22 protein-coding genes and 3 tRNA genes are annotated in these 23,430 nt (G+C 55.3%); 9 read left to right on the forward strand and 16 right to left on the reverse strand.

All coding sequences use genetic code 11. The annotated features are described in order from the left end of the window. Positions 1-83: 83 nt before the first annotated feature. The 5 genes from WC184_02950 to WC184_02970 form a co-directional block, all read right to left on the reverse strand. Positions 84-2,249, reverse strand: a complete 2,166-nt coding sequence (locus WC184_02950; protein ID MFA7476839.1) for an MMPL family transporter — start codon at positions 2,247-2,249, stop codon at positions 84-86. 82 nt (positions 2,250-2,331) lie between these two features. Then, the gene (locus WC184_02955; protein ID MFA7476840.1) at positions 2,332-2,844 is read right to left on the reverse strand and encodes a hypothetical protein; all 513 of its coding nucleotides are present in this window, start codon (positions 2,842-2,844) and stop codon (positions 2,332-2,334) included. Continuing rightward, positions 2,795-3,337: a Gfo/Idh/MocA family oxidoreductase gene (locus WC184_02960; protein MFA7476841.1), complete on the reverse strand. Its 543-nt coding sequence runs from the start codon at positions 3,335-3,337 to the stop codon at positions 2,795-2,797. The genes WC184_02955 and WC184_02960 overlap by 50 nt, the downstream gene beginning before the upstream one ends. A gap of 201 nt (positions 3,338-3,538) precedes the next feature. Continuing rightward, positions 3,539-3,612: transfer RNA gene (locus WC184_02965), tRNA-Val, on the reverse strand. Positions 3,613-3,748: 136 nt separating this feature from the next. After that, positions 3,749-4,507: an inositol monophosphatase gene (locus WC184_02970; GenBank protein MFA7476842.1), complete on the reverse strand. Its 759-nt coding sequence runs from the start codon at positions 4,505-4,507 to the stop codon at positions 3,749-3,751. Here WC184_02970 and WC184_02975 point away from each other — a divergent pair. From WC184_02975 to WC184_02990, 4 genes are all read left to right on the forward strand, one after another. After that, positions 4,495-5,142 (forward strand): hypothetical protein, encoded by a 648-nt coding sequence (locus WC184_02975; GenBank protein ID MFA7476843.1) that lies wholly within the window; start codon positions 4,495-4,497, stop codon positions 5,140-5,142. The two genes, WC184_02970 and WC184_02975, sit on opposite strands and share 13 nt — an antisense overlap. Before the next feature lie 93 nt (positions 5,143-5,235). Continuing rightward, positions 5,236-5,311 (forward strand) — tRNA-Asn (locus tag WC184_02980). 20 nt (positions 5,312-5,331) lie between these two features. After that, positions 5,332-5,407: transfer RNA gene (locus WC184_02985), tRNA-Ile, on the forward strand. Between the two features lie 35 nt (positions 5,408-5,442). Continuing rightward, positions 5,443-6,663: an NAD(P)/FAD-dependent oxidoreductase gene (locus WC184_02990; protein MFA7476844.1), complete on the forward strand. Its 1,221-nt coding sequence runs from the start codon at positions 5,443-5,445 to the stop codon at positions 6,661-6,663. Positions 6,664-6,707: 44 nt separating this feature from the next. Here the strand turns inward: WC184_02990 and WC184_02995 are convergent, their stop codons facing one another. Genes WC184_02995 through ppdK form a run of 3 tightly spaced genes read right to left on the reverse strand, consistent with a single transcriptional unit; the run spans position 6,708 to position 12,145 of the window. Then, a complete protein-coding gene (locus tag WC184_02995) occupies positions 6,708-7,724 on the reverse strand; it encodes a sigma-70 family RNA polymerase sigma factor (GenBank protein MFA7476845.1) in 1,017 nt (338 codons plus the stop codon). Continuing rightward, a complete protein-coding gene (gene dnaG, locus WC184_03000) occupies positions 7,721-9,517 on the reverse strand; it encodes a DNA primase (protein MFA7476846.1) in 1,797 nt (598 codons plus the stop codon). Before dnaG ends, WC184_02995 begins: the two co-directional genes overlap by 4 nt. A gap of 36 nt (positions 9,518-9,553) precedes the next feature. Next, positions 9,554-12,145 (reverse strand): pyruvate, phosphate dikinase, encoded by a 2,592-nt coding sequence (gene ppdK, locus WC184_03005; GenBank protein MFA7476847.1) that lies wholly within the window; start codon positions 12,143-12,145, stop codon positions 9,554-9,556. 94 nt (positions 12,146-12,239) lie between these two features. Between ppdK and WC184_03010 the strand changes: the two genes are divergently transcribed. Together WC184_03010 and WC184_03015 are read left to right on the forward strand one after the other, a co-directional pair. Next, the gene (locus WC184_03010; GenBank protein MFA7476848.1) at positions 12,240-12,968 is read left to right on the forward strand and encodes an AzlC family ABC transporter permease; all 729 of its coding nucleotides are present in this window, start codon (positions 12,240-12,242) and stop codon (positions 12,966-12,968) included. Beyond that, positions 12,965-13,282, forward strand: a complete 318-nt coding sequence (locus WC184_03015) for an AzlD domain-containing protein (protein MFA7476849.1) — start codon at positions 12,965-12,967, stop codon at positions 13,280-13,282. The genes WC184_03010 and WC184_03015 overlap by 4 nt, the downstream gene beginning before the upstream one ends. 38 nt (positions 13,283-13,320) lie before the next feature. On the opposite strand, the gene WC184_03020 is transcribed toward WC184_03015, so the two are convergent. From WC184_03020 to uppS, 3 genes are read right to left on the reverse strand one after another with little or no spacing between them, the layout of a single operon-like run. Continuing rightward, on the reverse strand, positions 13,321-14,664 hold the full coding sequence (locus tag WC184_03020) for a glycine--tRNA ligase (GenBank protein MFA7476850.1): 1,344 nt from the start codon (positions 14,662-14,664) through the stop codon (positions 13,321-13,323). A gap of 26 nt (positions 14,665-14,690) precedes the next feature. After that, complete coding sequence (gene recO / locus WC184_03025) at positions 14,691-15,419, reverse strand: DNA repair protein RecO (protein MFA7476851.1); 729 nt, start codon at positions 15,417-15,419, stop codon at positions 14,691-14,693. A gap of 7 nt (positions 15,420-15,426) precedes the next feature. Then, a complete protein-coding gene (uppS, locus tag WC184_03030; protein ID MFA7476852.1) occupies positions 15,427-16,164 on the reverse strand; it encodes a polyprenyl diphosphate synthase in 738 nt (245 codons plus the stop codon). A 98-nt stretch (positions 16,165-16,262) separates the two neighbouring features. Between uppS and WC184_03035 the strand changes: the two genes are divergently transcribed. Then, positions 16,263-18,140: an ATP-dependent DNA helicase gene (locus WC184_03035; GenBank protein MFA7476853.1), complete on the forward strand. Its 1,878-nt coding sequence runs from the start codon at positions 16,263-16,265 to the stop codon at positions 18,138-18,140. Between the two features lie 8 nt (positions 18,141-18,148). Beyond that, the gene (gene rfbC / locus WC184_03040; GenBank protein MFA7476854.1) at positions 18,149-18,697 is read left to right on the forward strand and encodes a dTDP-4-dehydrorhamnose 3,5-epimerase; all 549 of its coding nucleotides are present in this window, start codon (positions 18,149-18,151) and stop codon (positions 18,695-18,697) included. A gap of 13 nt (positions 18,698-18,710) precedes the next feature. On the opposite strand, the gene era is transcribed toward rfbC, so the two are convergent. Genes era through WC184_03060 form a run of 4 tightly spaced genes read right to left on the reverse strand, consistent with a single transcriptional unit; the run spans position 18,711 to position 22,500 of the window. Next, on the reverse strand, positions 18,711-19,547 hold the full coding sequence (era, locus tag WC184_03045) for a GTPase Era (GenBank protein ID MFA7476855.1): 837 nt from the start codon (positions 19,545-19,547) through the stop codon (positions 18,711-18,713). A gap of 14 nt (positions 19,548-19,561) precedes the next feature. Next, entirely contained in the window at positions 19,562-20,869 is a 1,308-nt protein-coding gene (locus WC184_03050; GenBank protein ID MFA7476856.1) for a hemolysin family protein, read from the reverse strand. Continuing rightward, positions 20,866-21,495: an rRNA maturation RNase YbeY gene (ybeY, locus tag WC184_03055; GenBank protein MFA7476857.1), complete on the reverse strand. Its 630-nt coding sequence runs from the start codon at positions 21,493-21,495 to the stop codon at positions 20,866-20,868. The genes WC184_03050 and ybeY overlap by 4 nt, the downstream gene beginning before the upstream one ends. 42 nt (positions 21,496-21,537) lie before the next feature. Next, a complete protein-coding gene (locus tag WC184_03060; protein ID MFA7476858.1) occupies positions 21,538-22,500 on the reverse strand; it encodes a PhoH family protein in 963 nt (320 codons plus the stop codon). Positions 22,501-22,616: 116 nt separating this feature from the next. Here WC184_03060 and WC184_03065 point away from each other — a divergent pair, with 116 nt between their 5' ends. Continuing rightward, positions 22,617-23,210, forward strand: a complete 594-nt coding sequence (locus WC184_03065; GenBank protein MFA7476859.1) for a hypothetical protein — start codon at positions 22,617-22,619, stop codon at positions 23,208-23,210. On the opposite strand, the gene WC184_03070 is transcribed toward WC184_03065, so the two are convergent. Then, positions 23,162-23,407 (reverse strand): helix-turn-helix domain-containing protein, encoded by a 246-nt coding sequence (locus WC184_03070; GenBank protein MFA7476860.1) that lies wholly within the window; start codon positions 23,405-23,407, stop codon positions 23,162-23,164. The two genes, WC184_03065 and WC184_03070, sit on opposite strands and share 49 nt — an antisense overlap. Between the last annotated feature and the right edge of the window lie 23 nt (positions 23,408-23,430).

Below are 23,430 nucleotides of genomic sequence, written 5' to 3' on the forward strand. Positions count from 1 at the left end.
GCAACAGCACCTACCCGCCTAACCAGGGCGCTGGATTGCCTAGACACAGCGTGCAAATCCACAACCATGGCTGAGAAGTTGAGCTAATCGTGGGCAAAGGTGATTGAAGGCAACACTCGATCCAGCCAGTTGGGCAACCACCATGCCGCCCGCCCGGTAAGTCGCAACAGCACCGGCAAGAGGATGAGACGGACCAAGAAAGCGTCGAGCAGGACCGCAACACCCAGAATGATTCCCATTTCTTTGGGCGGTAGCGGACCTGAAAGTGCAAAGGTGAAGAACACGGCCACCATCACGGCACCAGCCGCGAAAATCACTCGACCGGAGTGCGCCACCGCACCAACCATCGCTTCTCGAGGATCGTTGCTGCGCTCAAAGTGCTCCTTCGCCGAAGCCAACAGGAACACGGTGTAATCCATCGCAATTGCGAAGATCATGGCGAAGAAGAAGACCGGTGCCCAGGCATCAAGGAAGCCTTGAGATTCGAACCTAAAGAAACCCGATGCCCACCCTTCTTGGAACACTAGGCGCGCTACACCAAAAGCGGCCGCCGTGGATAACAGGCTGACCAGCGTGCCAAGCAAAGCAATCACCGGTGCTCGCAACGCAACCAATAGCAGCAAAAACCCCAGACCAAGCACGATCGCGACCACCAATGGGGTGGAATCATCGAGCTGCGCTTTCAAATCTAAATTCTCAACCGCCGCACCCCCGACAAGAACACCGCTTGGCAGGCTTGCTCGCAATCGATCAAGGGTTTCTGACAACTCCGGATCTGATGGGTCGACGGTCGGTACCGCCTGGATCATGGCGTAGCCGCTACCGTCCGGCGACGCCATGGCGGGCATGGCACCAGCGATACCAGGATCAGACGAGATAATTCCGTGCACTTCTTCTGCCAATTCTGCAGGCATAACGATCTGTAGAGAACCCGGAGCACCCTCACCAAAGCTTCGTTGCACCAGGCCATAGCCAACGCGAGCCGACGCATCACTGGGAAGAACCTTGATGGACGGCATAGCTGTTTTCAACCCAAAAACTGGTGCCGCCAGGCCGACCAATACCAATAGAGATACCAGACCCCAGGCTATGGGCCGAGACCAGAGCCGTTCCCCCCACGCTGCAAATCGGGGTGAACGGTGCTCGCTGGCACGCACCCAGGGCAGGGCAAACTTGTTGATTCGATCATCCAGGCTGAACAACACAAGCGGCAGCAACGTCAACGTTGCTCCGAGGACGAACACCACCGTCAACATAATTCCACCGGCCATCGAGCGGAATGAAGGTGACGGCACCAACATCACTGCGGACAACGAGATCAAGACGGTCACCCCGGACAGCAGCACTGCCTTACCTGCCGTGTCCATGGTTTCGGCTATCGCCTGAGACTTCGATACGTTCGAGCCGAACCGTTCCCCGCGGTAGCGCACCACCAACAACAAGGCGTAATCGATACCAAGCGCCAAAGCGAACATCATGGCGAAGTTCATGGCCCAAATAGAAACGGGAACTAGCGAATTGATGATCACCAGGGAACCAGCCGAGGCTACCAGACCTGCCAAGGTGAGAATCAGAGGCAGACCTGCGGCAACCAGCGCACCAAATGCAAGCACCAAGATGCCTAACGTGACCGGCCATGAAATCATCTCAGATTTCAACATGGCCTTAAGGTTTGCTTCATTGAAATCAGACCAAAGTAGCGAGGCCCCGGTCGGGTTCACACTCACTCCTTCCACCGAAAGCGCCTGCAACGGACCTTTCAAATCGTCAGCAACCCGAACCATCTCGTTGGTGTCAACCCCGGCACCGGCGATCAGAATGGCGGTACGACCGTCTTCACTGAGCGTTGCGCCGGGTTGGGGTGCCATGACCGCCGAGATGCGGGCATCGCTCTCCAAGAGCTCAACCACATTGGCCAAGACGGTGGCAGCCGTGCCCTCAGAAACCGCCGAATCGGAGGAATGGACGACCACCTGAATGGCCGAGCTGGCATTGCCACCGAAATGAGCTAGAGCTAGCTCGCGAACCGCTACCGAGTCGGAGCCATTGGCCTGCCAGCCCGCGCCCGAAAGAGCGCTTTCAACCCGCGGAGCGAAGGCACCAAGGCCCAGAATCAGCACCAGCCAGATGATGGCCGTTAAGCGCCGTCGTTCAGTTACAGCAACTCCTAGACGACCAAGAGGACCTGGTTGATAAGTACGCTCGAGCTCGACCTCATCTTTCAGAGGCTGCGCGACGTTGACAGTCATAGATTTCCTATTCACGAGACAGTAACCGCAGAATACCCTAGGGGGTATAGGTATATGACGGCAACCCTCTGTCTCGGTATTATTAGCTCAGTGTGCGCTGGTAAGGGTTGAATTCAATTGGCATAGAGCCCAGGGGTTCGACGGTGCTCTCAACCTGAATGAACTGCTTCTTGGCAGCTGCTTCCTCAACTGCCAACAGTGTGTCAAGCACGTGATAAGCCAGCTCTGCCGACGCTTGGTGCGGACGATCTTCTCTAATGGCACGGGCCATCTCAACCACGCCTAACCCCCGCCCACTATTTGGGCCTTCTTCAGCTATTTCAATTACCTCTTGCGACAAGTTTTGCAGGTCGTCCAAGCTCTCAAAAGGACGAGTGATGGTAACCGGACCAATAAAACCGTTCGGGTCGGGCAACGAAATAGTGCCGAGAGTTCCGGAAACCAAAATTACGCCATGACGCAGCAATGCCGAATCAGTGCTGTAAAGACTTTGGCTTTGCACACCACTTGCGAGCTGCATCAAAACCTGCAGGGTTGTAGGTACCTCAACCGGGAAGGTCTGGCCAGCACGCTCCCCTACCTGCACCGGCCTCATACAAAAACGCAGGATTGGGGTGAAAGATCTCTGGTCCTTGCCATTGAAAGACGGTTTGAGCGAAGAGCGGCTGACCAATGTCACCCCGCGCAATAGCACGTTTCGCAGTTTGGAAGCCAAGACCGAGCACGGTGTCGGGCGCAACACCGACTCGCAGACCATGAGATTTGGCCAAGACCAGAAGCTCTTGGGCCTCGAAGCGGTTCAGACCAATGGGCTTCTCGCTCCAAACGTGTTTCCCCGCCAACAACACCTGCTTGGAAATTGGAGCGTGCATTGATGGCGTAGTGAGATTCACGACGAGTTCAATCTCAGGATGATTGATAACCACATCGATTCCACCCAAAGTTGGAACACCATATTTGGCTGCTTGAGCCAGAGACCGACTTTCGGTCCGGTTACCAATGGCTAGAACATTAACGTCGGGGAACTGGGTGAGGTTGCGCAAGTACTGATTGCTGATGGCGCCAGCTCCAACGATGCCAATCTTCATCGGCCCATGCTTGGCAGTCACCATCTCACCTCGCTGGTCACTCTTTGGCGGTCATTGTTGCACCGCCATGGAATCAACCTACCGAAACCGAACGGGGTACCGGCTAAGAGAAAGCGGCCGATGCAGCAGCTCACGGAGCTTACGCAGCATTTCGCTGAGATGATGTCGGAGCTCACGGAGTTTAGGTGCGATATGCAAAAGTGGGCGCTGAGGGACTCGAACCCCCGACCCCCTCCTTGTAAGGGAGGTGCTCTAGCCAACTGAGCTAAGCGCCCGGGACCGCTCGATCTTACTTAGAAAGCTGACCGCCACCAAAATGGCCACCCGCAAGGCGACTCGAAGACACCTGCTCAGACGCTGCGAAACACACCGCAGAACACACCGCCGTAGACACTTACAAAGCCGCCTCTTCTAAGAGGCCTCAATAAAACCCGTTACTAGCTGGTTCAACAGTGTCGGGGAACTGGCAGCAACCGGCGTACGTCGAGCGGTGTGGTCCAACACCACCAAATTCCGCTGGTGCATATCAGCCACCACCCCACCAGCCTCGGTACAAACCAAAAGACCACCTAAGTAATCCCAAGCCCCGTGAGCGTCTACGCTGCAATCGACAAACGCATCAAGTGTGCCCGCGGCCACGGCGCACAAATCCAGTGCTGCTGCGCCCAATGCACGAAACTGGGCCCAACCTAAATGGGCGGGGGGCAGCCCAGAAATACCTACAATCGCCTCTTCCAACGGCACTGCAGGAGCCACACCCAGGCGCTCTCCTGCCAGCCAGGCACCAGCCCCACGTTCGGCCGAAAAACGTCGGTGGCCGGGCAAGTCGACCACCACCGCCGCCACCGGTCGCGGCCCAGCTCCCGGCGTACGCTCGACCGCACACAAGCTGACCCCGAACCAAGGGATGCCACGGTGTGCATTGGTTGATCCATCTAGTGGATCGACGACCACCACAATCTCACGCTCGGGATGATGCAAACCGCTCTCTTCGCTTAACACCCCATAACCTGCACCACTCAAAACCGCCACTGCAGCCTGATCGGCAGCGAGGTCACTAACATATTGACCAGGCCTAACGCCCGAAAAACCCCAATCGTCTTGTGCCTCCAGCGCCGCTAAAATCTCGTCAGCCGCCAGGTTAAGGTCATCGATGATTGAAGAGCGCACCCCGTCACCTTAATGCCGCGGTAGCCGAGACCCTCGAAGCCTGGCACTCTTGTAGTGTGGCTGTAATCGACGTACCTGTTTTCATAACTGATTTAAAGGACCACGCCATTGATCATGGCTTTCACGTGCACGACGAGCGGCACTTCGTAGAAACATATTCGCTGAATCAGGCGTGGGAAGTGGACCTTCATCCCGAGGAAGCCTGCGGCGGCCCGCTAGACCTGCATCTCTCACTAGAACTCAACCCACGAACACTGCTGGGATTTGACGACGCCATGATGTCACTCGACGACATGGACGACTTGGATGAGGTAATTGACCCACCGGACGCCTGGTTCTTCCCGCTGTCATTTACCTGGACACTGTCACCACTTGTCAAAGCTCCCGACCTCTTATTGCTAGCCACCGAGCTAGCCGGAGTGGGCGGCACCACCCTGCCGCTACAAGTTTCAGCCATTGACACCACCGCCTCACCGACCGATGCCACGGTTCGCACACTAAATGTGGTTGGACGAGTAGACGTTTCGCTGTTACAAATCTTCACCGCCCAGGTCCGTCTGTGTGACTTACTCGACCGGGCACTCGACGTAAGCCGATACCTTTTAGACCATGCGCCTGTGTGGCTCGATAGCTAGACATTGATTACAAGAACAATACCTATGACCTGGGTAAACGTCATTCGATTTCGCGCAGTAACAACATACACTGCTATCCTAGAAGTCTTACGATCCGGGGTAGCTCAGCTGGCAGAGCAACTGACTGTTAATCAGTGGGTCGCGGGTTCGAGCCCCGCCCCCGGAGCCAAAATGCTAGCGATCCCCTGGGGGCCAGTAGCTCAGTGGTTAGAGCGGGCGACTCATAATCGCTTGGTCGCAGGTTCGATCCCTGCCTGGCCCACCATTCCCCAGGCGACAAGACTACGGCAGGCCTAAGCAGTGGAATTTCGAAACATAGCCATTGTTGGCGCTGGGCCCGCAGGCAGTGCTGCGGCCATCGTGGCCGCACGTGCTGGGGCCACCGTCACTTTATTTGAAAAGGGTTCGCACGGTCGTGACAAGGTCTGTGGCGATGGCCTCACTCCCCGAGCAGTGGGAGCGCTCCGCGAGCTGAAAGTCGAACCAGAGGCGGCGCATCGTATCGATGGCCTTCGAATGATCGCTGGCAAAACCACCAGGCAGCTGGCCTGGCCAACCACCGATCGCTTCCCAAATCATGGGGCGGTTCTCCCCCGCCGATATCTAGATGCCCACCTAAGCGATGCCGCAGCCGAAGCCGGTGCCGAGGTTATGTACAACGCCACGGCCACGCCGATCACAGAAGGCGGCCGAGTAATCGGCGTTGAGGCCAATGGCACCAAGGTTCTAGCCGACCTGGTGGTTGTAGCGGCGGGCGCACCGGGTGCCGTGGCTCGCCTCCTAGGCAGCGACCGTCACCCCGATGAACCTTATGGCCTGGCCATTCGCACCTACGTTGAATCGGATCGTCACGGCGACCGTCACCTAGAAGCATGCCTCACGCTCAAAGACGATCATGGTACGCCAGTACCTGGCTACGGCTGGATGTTTCCGGCTGGCGACGGCACGGTAAACATTGGCGTCGGAGCTCTTTCCACCATGAAGGGCTTCAACAAGCTCAACTTGAACTCGCTCTTAAATTCCTACACCGCCATGGTCAAAGAGCCTTGGGGACTGGGAAGCGAGCCCCTAGAACGGCCGAGAGCTTGGCGTCTTCCCATGAGTAGTCTTCGCCGCCATGGGCCAGGATGGGTCGCAATTGGCGACGCTGCAGGTTTTATTAACCCAATGAATGGGGAAGGCATCGACTACGGCTTGGAATCGGGCATGTTGGCCGCTGAGTTGTTTCTTGAGAACCCGGCCACCGCCCCAGATCGTTACAATCAACTAGTTGGCGAACGCTTCGATGCCTTTTTGCGCACTGGCCGCCGATTCAGTTTTCTCATCGGCCACCCCCTTCTGCTGCGTTCGGGGCTTCGGGTGGCCGTCGGCACGCAAACCACTGCCGAAATCACCTTATCTGTCATGGGTAACCTGATTGATTCCCAAACGCCTGGCGCTGCGGGCAAGGTATTGACTGTGGCCGACAAAGCCCTAGCCCTAGCCGACCCTCTTTTACGCCGGACCCGAGCCAGTCGTTAGAGCCAAATCAATAGCAGCCAACTTTACTTCGTATCTCGATTGCCTTAAGTATCGAGATAGTCTTTCAAGTTAGTGCTGTGTTCACGCTGGCGTATTTTCGAAATAACCTTCGTTTCAATTTGGCGCACTCGCTCCCTAGTAACGCCAACCTCTTGGCCTACTTCTTCTAAGGTGTGTATGCGCCCGTCAATAAAACCAAATCGCAACTCGATAATACGGCGCTCGCGCTCACTTAGGCCGTCCAACACCTCAACGATCGCCTGGTTACGCATATTCGCAACGGTGCGTGAGCCAGGTTCAACGGCGTCGGGATCTTCAATGAAGTCACCAAGTCCGGCGTCATCTTCGCTCCCCACTGGCGAATCCAACGAAATAGTGTCTAAACCAGCCAATAAAATTTCACTAACTCGCGTTGGAGTTAACCCAACCTCATCAGCAATCTCATCAATGGTTGGCTCACGTTTTAATACTTGGAACATTTGAGTTTTGGCACGATGCACCTTATTGATCGTGTCAACCATGTGAACCGGGATACGAATAGTGCGGCTCTGTTCGGCGATGGCATGAGTAATGGCTTGTCGAATCCACCAGGTGGCATAGGTTGAGAACTTAAAACCTTTGGTGTAGTCGAAACGGTCCACGGCTCGCATCAAACCCAAATTGCCTTCTTGAATTAAATCTAAAGGACCCAAACTCGGGGCACGATAACGCCGTGCAATGCTAACCACTAAACGTAGATTGGCCTGGGTCAAAGCCTCCCGCGCCGCGTTGCCGGCCCGAACCTGCTTCTGAAGACGCCTCCTCTGGGCAGCCGTCAGAACCACGGGAGCGACACCATTTCCGGCTGGTTCAGCCCGAGTCGAAGCACCCTCAGTGGCACCGGTCGAAGAATCATTCGCAGCGTCGGCGGCCTCCAGTTCGGCTTGGGCGAGCCTACCAGCTTCAATTTTCTTGGCTAGCGCTACTTCTTCATCGCGGGAGAGCAAATCAACCCGACCGATTTCATCGAAATATTGGCGCACCGAATCAACCGAAACTAATGGCCTACTACCCTCATTCATGCTTCTCCGGCCGCTCGTCGCTTAAGCCAATCCAACAGGCTTTGGCGGGCTTCGTCTTTCGTTCCCCCGTCGCGAAGCTCCATTGAATTCAGCCTTAACCAACGAATGATACCAGAATACGGGAGAGGGTCGGCGGCCTGACGCATTTCAGCTTCCAGCAAACGCAGTTGAGCTTCGGTGGCAGCACTGACCAACAAGGTAAGCACATCGTCGGCATCTGCGGTTGATTCCTCCACCGCTACACGCTGCAGTACGGCCGCTGTGTCGGGGTCAGCCTTAGTAATGGCGGCATGCAGATCGTCATTTTCCCAAACGGCAGCCAACGCTGAACCAAAAACACTGTCGCCAAATAAACACGGATCAAGCAGCGGTAACAGTTCGTGACGTCGATGCACCAAAAGCCGCAGCGCTTCAAGCTCGGGGGTATCACGCACTACCAGGTTGTTGGTATCACGGGCGGGACGAGCTCGGTTAGCTTCGGGGTGAGACCTCGATCGCGCCCGGGAACTCGAACCATTAGCCAAACGTTGCGCCATGGCGCGAATCTGGTCACCGTCGATGCGGCAGCGATCAGCAACAATCATTAGATACTGATCACGCACCAGCCGATTTGGGTGCTCACCGATGATACCAACCGCCGACTCGGCCGCCCGGGCTCGACCTTCCGGAGTGCGCAAGTTAGACGCCGCCAACAAGCGTTCCACCCGAAAACCCAAGAACGGTTGAGCATTATCAACTGCCTCACGTAAACGTTCGGGATCATTACGAGCTAAATCTGCGGGATCGACACCCTTTGGCAGCGCCGCCACCGCTACGTCAACCTTGAATTTTTGCTCCCAACCGTAGAACCGTTCGGCGGCAGCCTGACCAGCGGCATCAGCATCAAAAGCCAATACCACCTGACGAGCATATTTTTGCAGTACTTGAACGTGAGTTTCGGTAAGGGCGGTACCACAGGTGGCCACGGCTTGTTTCAAGCCGATTTCATGAAAGGCAATTACATCGGTATAACCCTCGCAGATTATGACCTGATTGCTGTTCACAGCATCGGCTTTTGCCCAGTTCAAGCCGTATAACGTGTTGCTTTTCGAATAAATAACAGAATCGGCTGAGTTGATATATTTTGCGCCCTCGGCCTGGGGCAAGATACGCCCACCAAAGGCGATCGGCTCTCCGTTGGCACTGAATATGGGAAACATGACGCGACCTCGGAAGGCGTCTTGCTGACGCTTGGCCCTATTCACAAAACCCAGGCCGGTATCGCGTAGAACCTTCTCGCTCACCTTCAAATGACGTGCTAGTTGATCCCAGTCATCAGGCGCCCATCCCAGACGGAACTCCTCCACCGTTTCCTTGGTGAAGCCCCGTGATCGCAAATAAGACCGAGCAGCACCAGCACTCGGGCTTCGCATCAACATGTCGTGATACCAGTTAACCGCCTCGTCCATCACCGCAATTAACGACTTACGATACTTTTGGGAGGCTGCTTCGCCCTCATCAGAATAACGCAGCGTAAAGCCTATTTTGGCGGCCAAATATTCGACAGCACCCACGAAATCAAGATGTTCAATCTCACGCACAAAGGTGATTACGTCACCCTTTGCTTGGCAACCGAAACAGTAGTAGAGCCCTTGTTCGGCGTTGATTGAAAATGAGCCGTCAGTTTCGTCGTGAAACGGGCAAATAGCTACGAAGCGCGAACCGACTCGTCGAACCTGACTGTATTGAGAAACAACCGCAACAATGTCAGCCGCTTCCCGTACTGCTTGAATATCTTCACTGACTATTCCCACTTGACCCTAACCATGCTTGCCAATGCCTTTTTCGGCTTAGGAGTGTTGCAGGGCTAGAACGGCTTGCGCCGCAGCCAAACGTGCCACCGGCACGCGATAAGGCGAACACGAAACGTAGTTCAAACCGGCACTTACAAAGAACTGAATCGACGATGGGTCACCGCCGTGCTCACCACAAACCCCAATTTCCAAGTGAGGATTAGCGGCCCTACCGCGCTGCGTACCAATTTCAACCAACTCGCCCACACCGATTTGATCCAGCGTCTCAAACGGATTGTAGGTAAAGATTCCCAGCTTCAAATAAGTAGGCAACAAGTGGGCTTCCACATCATCTCTGCTCAAGCCCATGGTCATCTGGGTAAGGTCGTTGGTGCCGAATGAAAAGAAATCGGCATATTTAGCAATCTCACCGGCGCGAAGGGCAGCTCTCGGAGTTTCGATCATGGAACCAATAGCCACTGGCGCTTCTCCCGGGTCGAAACCAGACTCGGCAATTTCTTCTTCGATCCACTGGCGCACCAATTTTTGTTCACCCGAGCTAATTATCAGCGGCACCATAATTTCAATTTGTGGGTTACCGCCTTGGGCCACCCGATTCTGGGCCGCTTGCATGAGAGCCCGTGTTTGGGCCCGATACAGGCCGCCGATGATGATGCCCAGACGCACCCCACGGGTACCAAGCATTGGGTTATCTTCCCGCAAGCGCTCGGAGGCGGCGAACATGGCTTGGCCGTCGTCATCAAGATTCCCGGCCACCGCATCACGAAGCAAATCATCATGATCAGGCAGGAACTCATGCAGCGGAGGGTCTAGCAAACGAACCGTCACCGGTAATCCGTCCATGGCCTCTAGAATTCGCTCGAAATCAGCGGTTTGCACCCTTACTAACTCGTTAAGTGCAACTGCTCGTACTTCGTCGGATTCAGCCAAAATCAAGCGTCGCACTACTGGGAGCCGCTCACCAAAAAACATGTGCTCAGTTCGGCACAATCCAATACCTTGAGCGCCAAAATCCCGTGCCACGATGGCATCAGGTCCGTTGTCGGCGTTGGCACGAACCGCCACTGTGTCGCTGCGAATATCATCGGCCCAACTCAACAAGGTTTCCAGCTCTGCCGGGGCCTCAGCCGCCACCATAGGTAAAGCACCCAAAGCTACCTGGCCAGTGGTGCCATCAATGGATACCACCTCACCCTCATGAACCCGCTGGTCGCCAACGGTGAAAAAACCGTCACCAATTACCAGCGCTTCGGCACCCACCACGGCAGGTTTTCCCCATCCTCGTGCCACCACCGCAGCATGGCTCACCAAGCCTCCCCGCACTGTTAGCACACCTTCGGCTACCTGCATGCCGTGAATATCATCGGGTGAAGTTTCGTTTCGTACCAGTAACACCGATTCGCCACGCTTGTGAGCTGCCACCGCGGTATCAGCGCTGAAATAAACTTGCCCCACGGCCGCTCCAGGTGAAGCTCCTAAGCCTTCGGCCACGACCTCGTTAGCCGAGATTTTCTCAAACTGGGCGTGCAACAGTTGATCGAGATGTTCAGGCTTAACCCGCTCGATGGCTTCAGCGCGACTTAACTGGATATTTGGGTCATCGACCATCTCAACGGCCATGCGTACGGCGGCTCGTCCGGTGCGCTTGCCAACGCGTACCTGGAGCATCCATAGTTTGCCGCTCTCGATTGTGAACTCGGTATCGAGCATGTCACGGTAATGATTTTCCATGCCGTGAAAGATCTGCATGAGCTGGTCATATATTTCGGGAAACACGCCCGCTAGATCACTCAAAGGCTGTGTCTTGTGCGTGCCAGCAACCACATCCTCACCCTGGGCCTGGACCAAGAAATCACCGTAAGCGCCAGTAGCACCCGTGGCTGGGTCACGGGTGAAACCCACCCCGGTACCAGAGTTTTGATCACGGTTACCAAAGACCATGGCCTGAACATTGACCGCCGTACCTAAATAATGGTCGATACCTTCACGTTCCCGATAGGCGTACGCTCGCGGAGCCTCCCAGGAACTGAACACGGCATCAATGGATCGACGCAGTTGTTCCATGGGATCTTGTGGGAACGATACGCCAGTGTGGGCTTCAAATTGGTCTTTGAAAGCCGCCACCGTGTCGGGCAGTGCCAGATCTTGGTCGAGGATATTGTCGAATTCCTCACCGGGGATTCCCATAACCACGGTGCCGAACATTTGGATGAAACGCCGGTATGAGTCCCAAGCAAACGAATCGCCGTCGGAAGAAGCCAAAAGACCCTCGAGTGTGGCATCGTTCAAGCCGAGATCTAAAACCGTGTCCATCATGCCTGGCATCGAAAACTTGGCACCCGAGCGAACTGACAACAGTAACGGATTGGTGGCGTCTCCAAAGCGCTTGCCAATGGTCTCTTCAAGCTCCGCCACCGCCGATTTCAGCTCGGATTCCAAACCGTCAGGCCAGCGATGATGTTCAAAATAGTAGCGACATGCCTCAGTCGTAATAGTGAAACCAGGCGGCACAGGAAGCTTCAGCACAGATGACATTTCGGCCAGGTTGGCACCCTTACCACCTAGAAGCTCAGTCAGTTCACGAGGGGCCACCGAATGTTCATGATCGAAGCTATAGATATAAGCCACCACGTCTCCTCAGCTATTTCACTACTACAGACACTAGCCGCAGAATTACCGGCTTCCCCTGGTAGAGCGCGGCCAAAGCAGGCATGATGCACCAGTGGATTTTAAAGAGATTCGATCCGGTGCACGCGCCTGCGTGCCGATGTTGATTGGGGTCATACCTTTTGGGCTAGTCGCTGGCGTCACCCCGGTGGCTAAAGGTTTGGGTTTCTGGTCGGCCATGGGGATGTCAACCATCATTTTTGCAGGCGCGTCACAGTTGGCGCTGGTTGACGTCTTGGCGAGTGGCGGTTCGGCTCTGATCGCGGCGCTGGCCGCTTGGACAATCAACCTTCGAATGTTGTTGTACTCAGCTTCGGCGGCACCGTACCTAGCAAAAGAGTCATTGCCGAAGCGTTTGGCTGTTTCATATCTGCTCTTTGACCAGAACTACGCCATCTCGGTTGCCCACTGGTCAAATCGCCCCGCAAAAGCCAAAGCCGAATTCGCCTTAGGCGGCGGCGTACTATTGGGTTCGGCCTGGATCATCTGCACCCTTGTCGGCGCGCTGTTGGGTACCGCGGTACCCGAATGGCTACCGCTAGATTTCGCGGTACCGTTGGTGTTTTTGGTGCTTTTGGTTCCAGCTGTAGTTACCAAACCCGCACTGATGGCGGCCACGGTAGGTGGCATTGGCGCAGTTGTGGCGGCCGAGGTTGGTGCCAGTCATTCCTCGGTAATCATTGGCGCCCTCTTGGGCATCGCCGCTGGCACCTGGGCCGATTGGTACTTGGAGACCAAAGCGGGACCAGGTATGCAAGCTGGGGAAACCGGTACCTCAGCATGAACCGGATTTGGTGGGCCATCATTCTGGCCGGAATTGGTACCTACGCTATGCGCGCCGCCTTCATCGTGGCTGCCTCACGAATGTCCACCGTTCCCGCGTGGGCCGAGCGGATTCTGCGCCAAATTCCACCGGCAGCCTTGGCGGCCTTGGTGCTTCCGGCCCTGCTGCAGCCTGAAGGCCACCTAGACTTTTGGCAGCCTCGGCTATACGTGGGCGTGGTGGCGGCGTTGGTGGCTTGGAAGACCAACAACACCGCCCTCACCCTAAGCGTAGGTTTAGCTGGGCTAACGCTGGCCCTGGCGGTATTGCCCTAGCCTTCTGGCGGTATTGCCCTAGCTAAATTGCCCAGCTGTTAATCAAGTCGTTCCCGGAACCAGGCCACTAGTTCGGTGATAGGTATACGAACCTGCTCCATCGAGTCACGCTCGCGAATAGTGACCGCTTTATCTTCCAAAGAATCAAAGTCGATGGTTATGCAATAGGGCGTGCCCAGCTCGTCTTGACGGCGGTACCGACGTCCAATGGCTTGGGTCTCGTCGTAATCGCACATCCAGTGAGGTTGCAATTGGCGCAACACTTCTTGGGCCGCGGGCACTAAGGTGTCCTTCTTCGACAGGGGAAGTACAGCAATTTGGTACGGCGCCAAACGGTGGTGCAACCTAAGCACCACTCGGGTTTCGCCGTTAACTTCTTCCTCGTCATAGGCCGCCATTAAGAACGCCATCATGGTGCGGGTTGCACCAGCAGCGGGCTCAATCACATGGGGCACGTATCGAGTGCCGGTAGCCTGATCGAAATAATCAAGCTTTTCGCCAGAATGCTTGGAATGTTGGGTGAGGTCGTAATCGCCGCGGTTAGCTACACCTTCAAGCTCGTCCCAACCCCAAGGGAAGAGGAATTCTACGTCGGCGGTTCCTTTAGAATAATGACTCAACTCGTCGGCGTCGTGGTCACGCATTCGTAGTTTTTCAGCGGGAATACCCAGGTCGATGTACCACTGGAAACGCTCTTTGCGCCAATAGTCATACCAATCAGCGGCTTCTTCCGGTGGCACAAAGAACTCGAGTTCCATCTGTTCGAACTCTCGGGTACGGAACACAAAGTTCTGCGGAGTGATTTCGTTGCGGAATGACTTGCCGACCTGAGCAATCCCAAATGGTGGCTTCTTACGGCTGGCATTCAAAACGTTGGCGAAGTTCACAAACATGCCCTGGGCGGTTTCGGGGCGCAGATAAGCAACCGCACCCTCATTTTGAACCGGTCCTGCATGGGTTTGGAACATCAAGTTGAATTGACGTGGCTCGGTGAATTGGCCAACCGCTCCACAAGACGGACACACATTGGGGTCTTCCAGCTTGTCTTGGCGATGACGAGTACCACATTTACGGCAATCCACCAAGGGATCAGTGAAATTCGCCAGATGTCCCGAGGCCTCCCAAACCGCGGGCGGTGACAAGATGGCGGCATCGAGGCCAACCACATCGGTGCGCAGCTGCACCATCGAACGCCACCAAGCGTTCTTCACGTTGCGAAGTAGTAGTACTCCAATGGGCCCGTAGTCATAAGTAGAGCGGAATCCACCATAAATTTCGGCGGAAGGGAATATGAAACCTCGGCGCTTAGAGAGGTTCACAATTTTGTCGAACAGCCCCGGGTCAGCCTCGGGGTGGGTTGAAGCGGAAGAAACATCAGACATGATGTTAAAGACTACTCGCGATGGTCCTATGCCCTATCTAACGTCCGCAGGGATTTCAATCGCCGCTCCAGATGATGCTCCATGGCCATGGTGGCCAACGCATCAATTTCGTCGGTAGCTGGCGAGGGCGGTACCGCTAAAGCCTCTACTAATCCACCACCTAGAACCAACCTAAGAAGCTGTAAAGCTGGCGAGCTGAGCGAAACCCCCGAACGGCATGAGCGACACAACGCCCCACCTTCGTGCACATCGAAAGCCACTAGGTCTACGGCATCGCCGCAGGCTACACATACATCAAGTTCGGGTTGCACACCTTCTTGTGCCAAAAGCTTGAAATAAAAAGCCGAGACCATCAATGGTGAGTCACGCTCGGCCAAAGCACGCAACGCCCCCACTAGCATTTGATAGAAGCGAGGGTTGCTCTCACCCTCAAGGCACAGCTGATCAATCGCTTCCAGCATGGCCACACCTCGGCTATAACGATCGAAGTCTTCCCGAATAGCACGGAAATGATCGACAGTCTCAGCCTGAGTCACAATGTCTAAGTCTCGCCCCGGATAAAGCTGGAGAGCTACATGGCTAAGCGGTTCTAGCCGAGCACCAAACTTGCTACGGGTTTTTCGCACGCCTTTGGCCACCGCTCGTACTTTGCCATGATTCTGGGTGGCAAAAACTACGATTCGGTCAGCTTCACCTAACTTGTAGGTGCGCAAGACCACCCCATGATCACGGTAAAGCCCGGTACCAGCAGCCATTACGCGGCTACTCTTTTGCTGGTGGGCTGGTTAACACTCCACCAAAGCGGCGTTCGCGCTTTTGAAACTCCAGCACTGCTTCAAAAAGGTGATCCCGCCGAAAATCGGGCCACAACACATCGGTGAACACCAATTCGCTGTAGGCGAGCTGCCACAGGAGATAGTTTGAGGTCCGGGATTCACCACTGGTACGAATCATCAACTCCGGATCGGGCATATCCGGTGCGTACAGATGCTTAGCGATAGTTTTTTCGGTGACCTTTTCAGGTTTAATGCCGGAGGCCACAATTTGGCGCACCGCATCAACGATTTCTGCACGACCGCCGTAGTTGAACGCCATGGTAAAGGTCATGCCACGGTTGTTGGCGGTCATTTCAATCGATTCGTCCATGATGCGAGCCAAACGTTTCGGGACCCGCCAATCTCGCCGACCGATAAAACGGATTCTCACGTCACGTTCATTCAGCTCGTCACGGCGACGCAGCAAAATAGATTCGTTGAATCCCATCAAGAAACGAACCTCATCCACCGGACGACGCCAATTTTCAGTGGAAAATGCGTAAACAGTGAGCCATTCCACTCCAAGCTCAAGGGCACCCTCAACCGTGTCAAAGAGTGCTTCTTCACCAGCAGCATGACCTTCGGTACGAGGCAAACCACGCCGTTGTGCCCAGCGACCATTACCGTCCATAACAGCAGCAATATGGGTAGGGATTCGAGAAAGGTTGAGGCCATTAGGAAGCACGGCCGTACGCTACCCCCAATCCGAACCAAAGCGTGGGCATCATCATTCCAACCATACTAAACACCCACCAGCCAAGACCGCCGAGATAGGATCAAAACATGGACGTAACGGCGGCCCTCAATAAAGTTGTGGCGCGCCTGCCAAGAGGTGGAGAAGCTCGTAGCGGCCAGATGCAGATGGCGCAGGGCTTCGAAGAAGCAATCGCCAGCAAACGCCACGCCATAATCCAAGCAGGTACTGGCACCGGCAAAACCCTGGCCTACCTCGTGCCAGCGGTTCTTTCCAACCAAAAAGTGTTGGTCGCGACAGCCACCAAAGGTCTCCAAGACCAACTAGCCCAAAAGGACCTGCCGTTTCTAGCTGAAAACTTGGGTTATCCGTTCAGCTTCGCGGTACTCAAAGGGCGGAACAACTACATCTGTAAACAACGCTTGGTAGAACTAGATACCGGGCAGGAAACGTTAAATTTGGCTGGGCTAGGTGACCGCACACCCGCCGATGAAGTTTCCGAGCTTGTTCGGTGGGCTGAAACCACCACGAGTGGCGATCGTGCCGAGTTAGCGTTTGAACCATCGGCGCAGGCCTGGGCAGCCGTCAGCGTTGGTCCACGGGAATGTCCGGGTGCCGCCAAATGCCCTTCTGGTCAACACTGCTTTACTGAAGCGGCTCGAGCCGCGGCCCATGAGGCCGATGTGGTAGTTGTGAACACCCACCTCTTGGGTATCGACATCGCACGAGACCAAACCGTATTGCCAGAAGCCGACGTGGTAGTGATCGACGAAGCACACCAGTTGGAAGAAATAATTTCAGCTACTAGTAGCACCGAAATTGTGGCTAGTCGCTTCTGGACCTTGGCTCAAGCAGCCGCTGCGATTATCGCCGATGTGTCGATACCACAGCAGCTGGGCAGCACAGCTTCATTACTCAATGAACGCATGATGCCACTCGCTGGAGCGCGTTTAGCCGAAATCGATGGTGATCTGCGTGAGGCATTGATTGAAGCACGCGAGCGCACCAACTCGGTATTAGCAGCGGTGCGAAAAGTTCCGACCAACGTGGCCGGCGACGTGCCGGCTCGAAGGGAACGAGCTCTAGTTGCGGCCACCGCCTTGCTAGACGACCTCGACGTAGCTTTAGATTTGCCCCCTTCCCAGGTGGCGTGGGTGGAAGGCAACGACTCGTTCGTCTCGTTGCTGATAACGCCGATCGATGTCACTGGTATCCTGCGCCAAGGTTTATGGCGCCGCGACACAGTGCTGCTCACTAGCGCCACCATTCCCACCAATTTCGAGATTTCGTTGGGCTTAGGGTCAGAAAGTTTTGACCAGCTAGATGTAGGCAGCCCCTTTGATTACTCGAACCAGGCATTGCTGTATTGCGCGGTCGACATGCCCGATCCGCGCCACGAAAATTATCAGGCCGCCTTACATAAAGAATTAGAGGCGCTGATGGTGGCCGCCGGTGGGCGCACCTTGGCGCTGTTCACTTCGTGGCGAGCAATGAACGACGCCGCCAAACACTTGGGACCCCGATTACCTTGGAAGCTTTACACCCAAAGCGACCTACCCAAAACTGCGTTGGTTGAGGCGTTTAGCAACGATGAAGAATCGTGCTTATTTGCCACTATGGGCTTTTGGCAAGGCATTGATATTCCCGGACCATCACTTTCGCTAGTCACCATCGACCGTCTGCCATTCCCCCGACCCGACGATCCGGTATTACAAGCACGTCGAGAACGTCTTGGACCTAAGGCCTTTGGCCTGATCGATCTGCCACGGGCCGCCACCCTCTTAGCCCAAGGCGCTGGTCGACTAATACGAACCAGCCAAGATCGCGGCGTGGTCGCCGTGCTTGATCGGCGTTTGGCCACCTCACGTAATTACCGATGGCAACTAATTAACGCTTTACCACCTATGTCCCGCACCAAAGACCGTGGCGACGTGACCGCATTTTTGAATCAACTTCGAAGCCGCTAAGAATTCCAATGGAGACCGACTTCAAAGCCGTTCCTGGCCAGATTGCAGGCCTTTGGATTATCCAAATGCGCCAAGTTTCCGATGGCCGAGGGACGGTTCGCGAATTTTACCGAGAATCGGCATTTCAGGCCGCCGGTTTGCCGTCATTTGGTGCGGTGGTTCAGATTAACGTCACCGAAACCAACTACGGTGCCGTGCGCGGGCTCCACGCCGAAGCCATGAACAAGCTGGTAGCGGTGGCCACCGGAGATGCCTTTGGTGCCTACCTTGATTTACGCCCCGATTCGGCCACTTATGGCCGGGTGGAAACAGTGCAGTTGGTACCTGGAACTCAGGTACTTGTTCCTAGCGGCGTGGCCAATGGTTTCCAAGCCACCGCACCCGGTGTCACCCAATATCTCTATGCCTTCAACACCGAATGGCAACCAGGCATGCCTGGAAAGGCTGCCAATCCTCTCGATCCTGGCATAAATATTGAATGGCCCGTGCCTATCGATCGCGAAAACCGAGCACAAATTTCAGAAAAAGATGCCGCCATCGGCGATACCATGTTCTGATTGGCCAAGCGTTTTAATAGCCTAAACGCTCAATGGCGCTGGCACGCTTGGTCCAGGCTTTGTCAACCTTCACAAAGAGTTCTACGTATGCACCAGGCGGCAGCTGGTGGCGAACCCTGGTTCCAACTTCTTTGAGCACCGCTCCCCTATGCCCAATGACAATTCCTTTTTGTGAGTCGCGCTCCACAATGATTTCGACTCGAACCCGTGGCCATTCCCACTCGGTGACCCTGGTCCCAATGGAATGCGGTAGCTCTTCTCGAGTCACCGCTAGTAGCTGCTCACGAACTAGCTCGGCAACCCAAAAAGCTTCAGGAACGTCGGTCACCATATCGTCGGGATAGTACTGGGGGCCTTCGGGCAGTCTCGCTATGAGATGATCAACTAGCGCAGCTACCCCGTCACCGGATTGTGCCGAAACCGGAAAATATTCGCTGAAATTGAACTCAGCGGCCTTCGCCAGCTGAGCGATTACTTCGGCCGGTTTGGCGATATCAGTTTTGTTTACCACGACCACGGTGTCACTGGGACAACGCTGTGCCACCCAGCGATCACCAGGGCCAATGGGCGCGGTGGCATCGACCACCAAACATACGACGTCGACCCCTTCCAAACCCTCGGTAGCCGTCTCATTTAGCCTCTCTCCCAACAACGAGCGCGGCTTATGCATGCCAGGAGTATCGACAAAAACGATCTGGGCACCAGGGCGGTTCAACACACCCCGAATCTGGTTCCGGGTGGTTTGAGGCTTATCGGAAACAATGGTCACTTTCTGACCCAAAATCTGGTTCAGTAGCGTGGACTTGCCAACGTTGGGACGCCCTACCAAGGCCACAAATCCGGATTTCATAACCGAGCTCTTCTTCAACCTTCAACCGATGAAATTGAATTATCGGTTGGGCTCGACAGCTCAATGCGCACACGACCAATGCGTCGCCCTTGAACCTTTTCGGCTCGTAAGGTGAGCCCCGCCACCTCCACAGTTTCACCATCGGTTGGGATGTGGCCTAAATAGTCGAGCACCAGGCCACCAAGGGTATCCCAATCTCCCTCGGGCAAGTCAACACCTAGCAACTCATTGACCTCGTCGATGCTGACCCTGGCGTTGACCCGAACCACGCCCGCACCGGCAGGTTCAAGCATGGGGTCTTCAACGTCAAACTCATCGACAATTTCGCCCACCAGTTCTTCGATTAGATCTTCAAGGGTCACAATTCCGGCGGTGACACCGAACTCATCAACCACAATGGCGATGTGGTACTGCTCAGCCTGCATTTCTCGTAACAGGGAAGAGACCGACTTAGATTCAGGCACAAAATGTGCTGCCCGCAACACCTCTCGCACCGGCTCATCACCGCGGTGGTCGAGGTCGGCTCGCATTAGATCTTTGGCGTAGGCCACTCCCACTACTTCGTCGAGACTGTGCCCACACGCCGGGATCCGGCTAAGGCCGTTCATGGCGAAGATCTCCATCACGTCGGCCACCCGGAAATCAGCTGAGACCGACACGATATCGGGCCGCGGTACCATCACTTCCCGCACCAACGTGTCGCCAAATTCGATGATTGACTTGATTAGCTCTTGTTCGTCCTCGTTGATCACGTCGGCCTCAGCAGCCACACCGGCGAAGGCCAACAATTCTTCTTCAGAAACAATGGGACGTTTCGTCATGGCCTGGCCAGGTACAAACCACCGGGCCAAAACCACGAGTGCATTCGTTACCCAACGCAGCGGAGGAAACCCGGCCAAGGTACGCACTAGAGGCGCTGCTAACACGGCCGCCTTAGCCGGTGATTGCAGGGCCCACGTTTTTGGCGCAGCTTCCGCAACTACGAACATGACCACCACCTCGAGCACAAAGGCGATGGCGACGCCCCTAATACCCCATTCGGCATGGGCCACCACGGCCACAATAGTGGCGGCGCTCAAATGGAAAGTTAGCACCGCCAAAAGCACCGGATTCAGATACGTTTCACGCCGATCCAACAGCTGGGACAATGGCCGGGCGCCCTTTTCACCGGCTTCTTCAATGGCACGAGCTCGAGCGCGACTTAGATGTGTCAGCGAGGTTTCGGCCATGGCCAACACCGAAGCCGCCAGCACTAATAGTACTGCCACCACCAACGCCAAAATCTTAGCTTCGCTCATGGCGAGTGCGAGAGCCATGTTCATGACGACTCACCCGTGGACTCGTTTGTAAGGCCATCGGTGGCACCATCTACGGTGCCGTTAGGTTCAGCACTGGCCACATATGCTTCGAGCACCACCCGCTCAGCATCGTGCATACGCTTGGTTTCGTTGGCTTCGTAGTGGTCGTGACCCAATAGATGCAGCGTTCCATGCACCACCAAGAGGGCCAATTCGTCGTCCAAGGTGCCGCGGTGGCTAGGGAAACCTGGATGATTGCTCGCACGGCCTGAGCCATGTTGCGAAGCGTTGTCTTTGGCCACGGCGGGCGCAATGATTACATCCCCAAGCATCAGGGGCGCTTCTTCGGTTCGATCACTAGTGTCTAGGAGAACGAAATCTGCCGCATCCATGGGAAATGCGAGCACATCGGTGGGGCCACTGGCACCCATATGCGCCTCATTCAGCTCAGTAATCGTTTCGACGTCAACAAACGAGATCGACATCTCGCCCTGGTTAACCCCAGCGGCCGCCAATGTTTGTAGTGCTAAGCGTTCCCAACGAATTTCATTGATCACAATGTCTTCTTGAAGATTTTCCACGAAGACCTGCGGACCGATCGCTGTGGAACGCTTGGTACTCGAAGGGTCGTCCGGTGAAGGACTACTCATTTCGTTAGCTCCTTGGCCAACTTCGCCTTGCGGCTACAACTATCACGATTTACGTTTTCTACGATTATCGGCGCGTTCGTAAGCATCGACAATGTCTTGCACGATCCGGTGGCGCACCACGTCGCTACTGCCAAGTTTCACCCAAGCTAAGCCATCGATGCCACTGAGAACGCGCTCCAGACCGTCAAGTCCGCTACGCCCACCAGCAACATCAATTTGAGTACGGTCACCGGTCACCACGGCCTTAGAACCATGACCGATACGGGTTAAAAACATCTTCATTTGTTCAGGTGTCGTGTTTTGCGCCTCGTCCAGAATCACAAAACTATTGTTCAAGGTACGACCCCGCATAAATGCGAGCGGTGCGACTTCAACCGTGTTCCGATCCAGCAGTTTTTGGGCACCTTCTGCATCAACCATGTCGTAGAGCGCATCGTAGAGAGGCCGCAGGTACGGGTCGATCTTTGCCATGAGGTCACCGGGCAGGAAGCCCAGTCGTTCCCCGGCTTCCACCGCGGGCCGCGTTAAAATAATGCGCTCAACTTCTTTGTCTTGCAACGCTCGAACAGCGCAGGCCACGGCCAGCCAGCTCTTGCCGGTACCGGCGGGCCCCACACCAAAGGTCACAATATTATTCACGATGGCGTCGACATAACGTTTTTGGCCACTCGATTTGGGTCGCACAATTTTGCCCTTGGCAGTGCGTAAGACTTCGGTACCAAAAACCTTAGAGGGCATTTCATCGGCCTTGACCATGGCAATGGCTTGGCTAACTTTAGGGGCGTCGAGAGGTTGACCTTGTTGCAGCAGTAACACCAGCTCTTCGAATACCTTGCTGACCTGGCCCGCACCCTCGCCACTCAGCGTTATTTCGTTACCCCTCACATGAATGTTGGTGCCCGAAAAGCTTTCTTCAATCAGACGCAACAGCTGATCATGCTCACCAAATAAACCAGCCAGTAGGTGGTTTCCGGGGACATTTATTTGAATCTGCGAATCTGACATAGCACCTTCATTATTGGATGCATAAGCGTAGCCGCCCTACACAAATTATTGCGCCATAGCGGCCCCAAGTTCGAAAAAGCAAGTCTTGGTCAGGAGAACTCGCCTATAGTCCCCGCATGCGGGATGGGGACGATTCATACGATTTAGAAGCCTCAAGCGCCCAAGTAGCTGCTGAATTAGAGGGCTGGAGCGACGAGCTTCGTTTTGCCGCTAGCACCGCTGCGCGCAGGCGAGAACACTGGTTGCGCCGAGCGGCTTCTGAAGATGCCTCATTGGCCGGGGTGCTACTCGATTACGCCGAACGCAAGTCCATTTTAAGCATCGAGACTTTGGCCGGTTCGGAGTACATAGGTTTTATCGACGGCGCTGGTAGTGAGCTGGTAGCAGTACGAACCAGCGCCCACCACGTAGTGATAAACCTTGAAGGCATTTTCACTGTGAATTTGGTGAGCGACCGTCACACCACCGACCTACCAGTGGGTCATCGCATGAGCCTAACCGACACGCATCTGGGTGATGTCTTGCGTCAAGTTAGCGCTGAGGGACCACAAATTGTGTTGCGTTCCTGGCAAGGGCAAGCCGCTGAGGGAATGCTACGCGCCGTGGGTCGCGACGTCGTTCTGCTACGTCGCGACACTGGAGCATCAAGCTACGTAAGGCTTCAGTCAGTTTCGGAAGTGCTACTGCCGCTATCGACAAGATCGGGATAGAGATGTTCGAGCGAACCAGCAGGAATACGACACGATTCAATAAAACTTTGCACCTCGGCCTCTTGCAACCTGATTACTCGCCCAAAACGGTAAGCGGGCAACTGGCCTTCATCGATGAAACGGTAAAGCGTGCGCGTGGTGACACCGAGTTGTCTGGCCGCTTCGCCCGTTGAGAGCCACTTAATCTCTTTACTCATGCCGACCATTGTAGGGCGCAAAC

It is taken from the genome of Acidimicrobiia bacterium (assembly GCA_041676705.1).
Classification (GTDB): Bacteria; Actinomycetota; Acidimicrobiia; order Acidimicrobiales; family SKKL01; genus Actinomarinicola.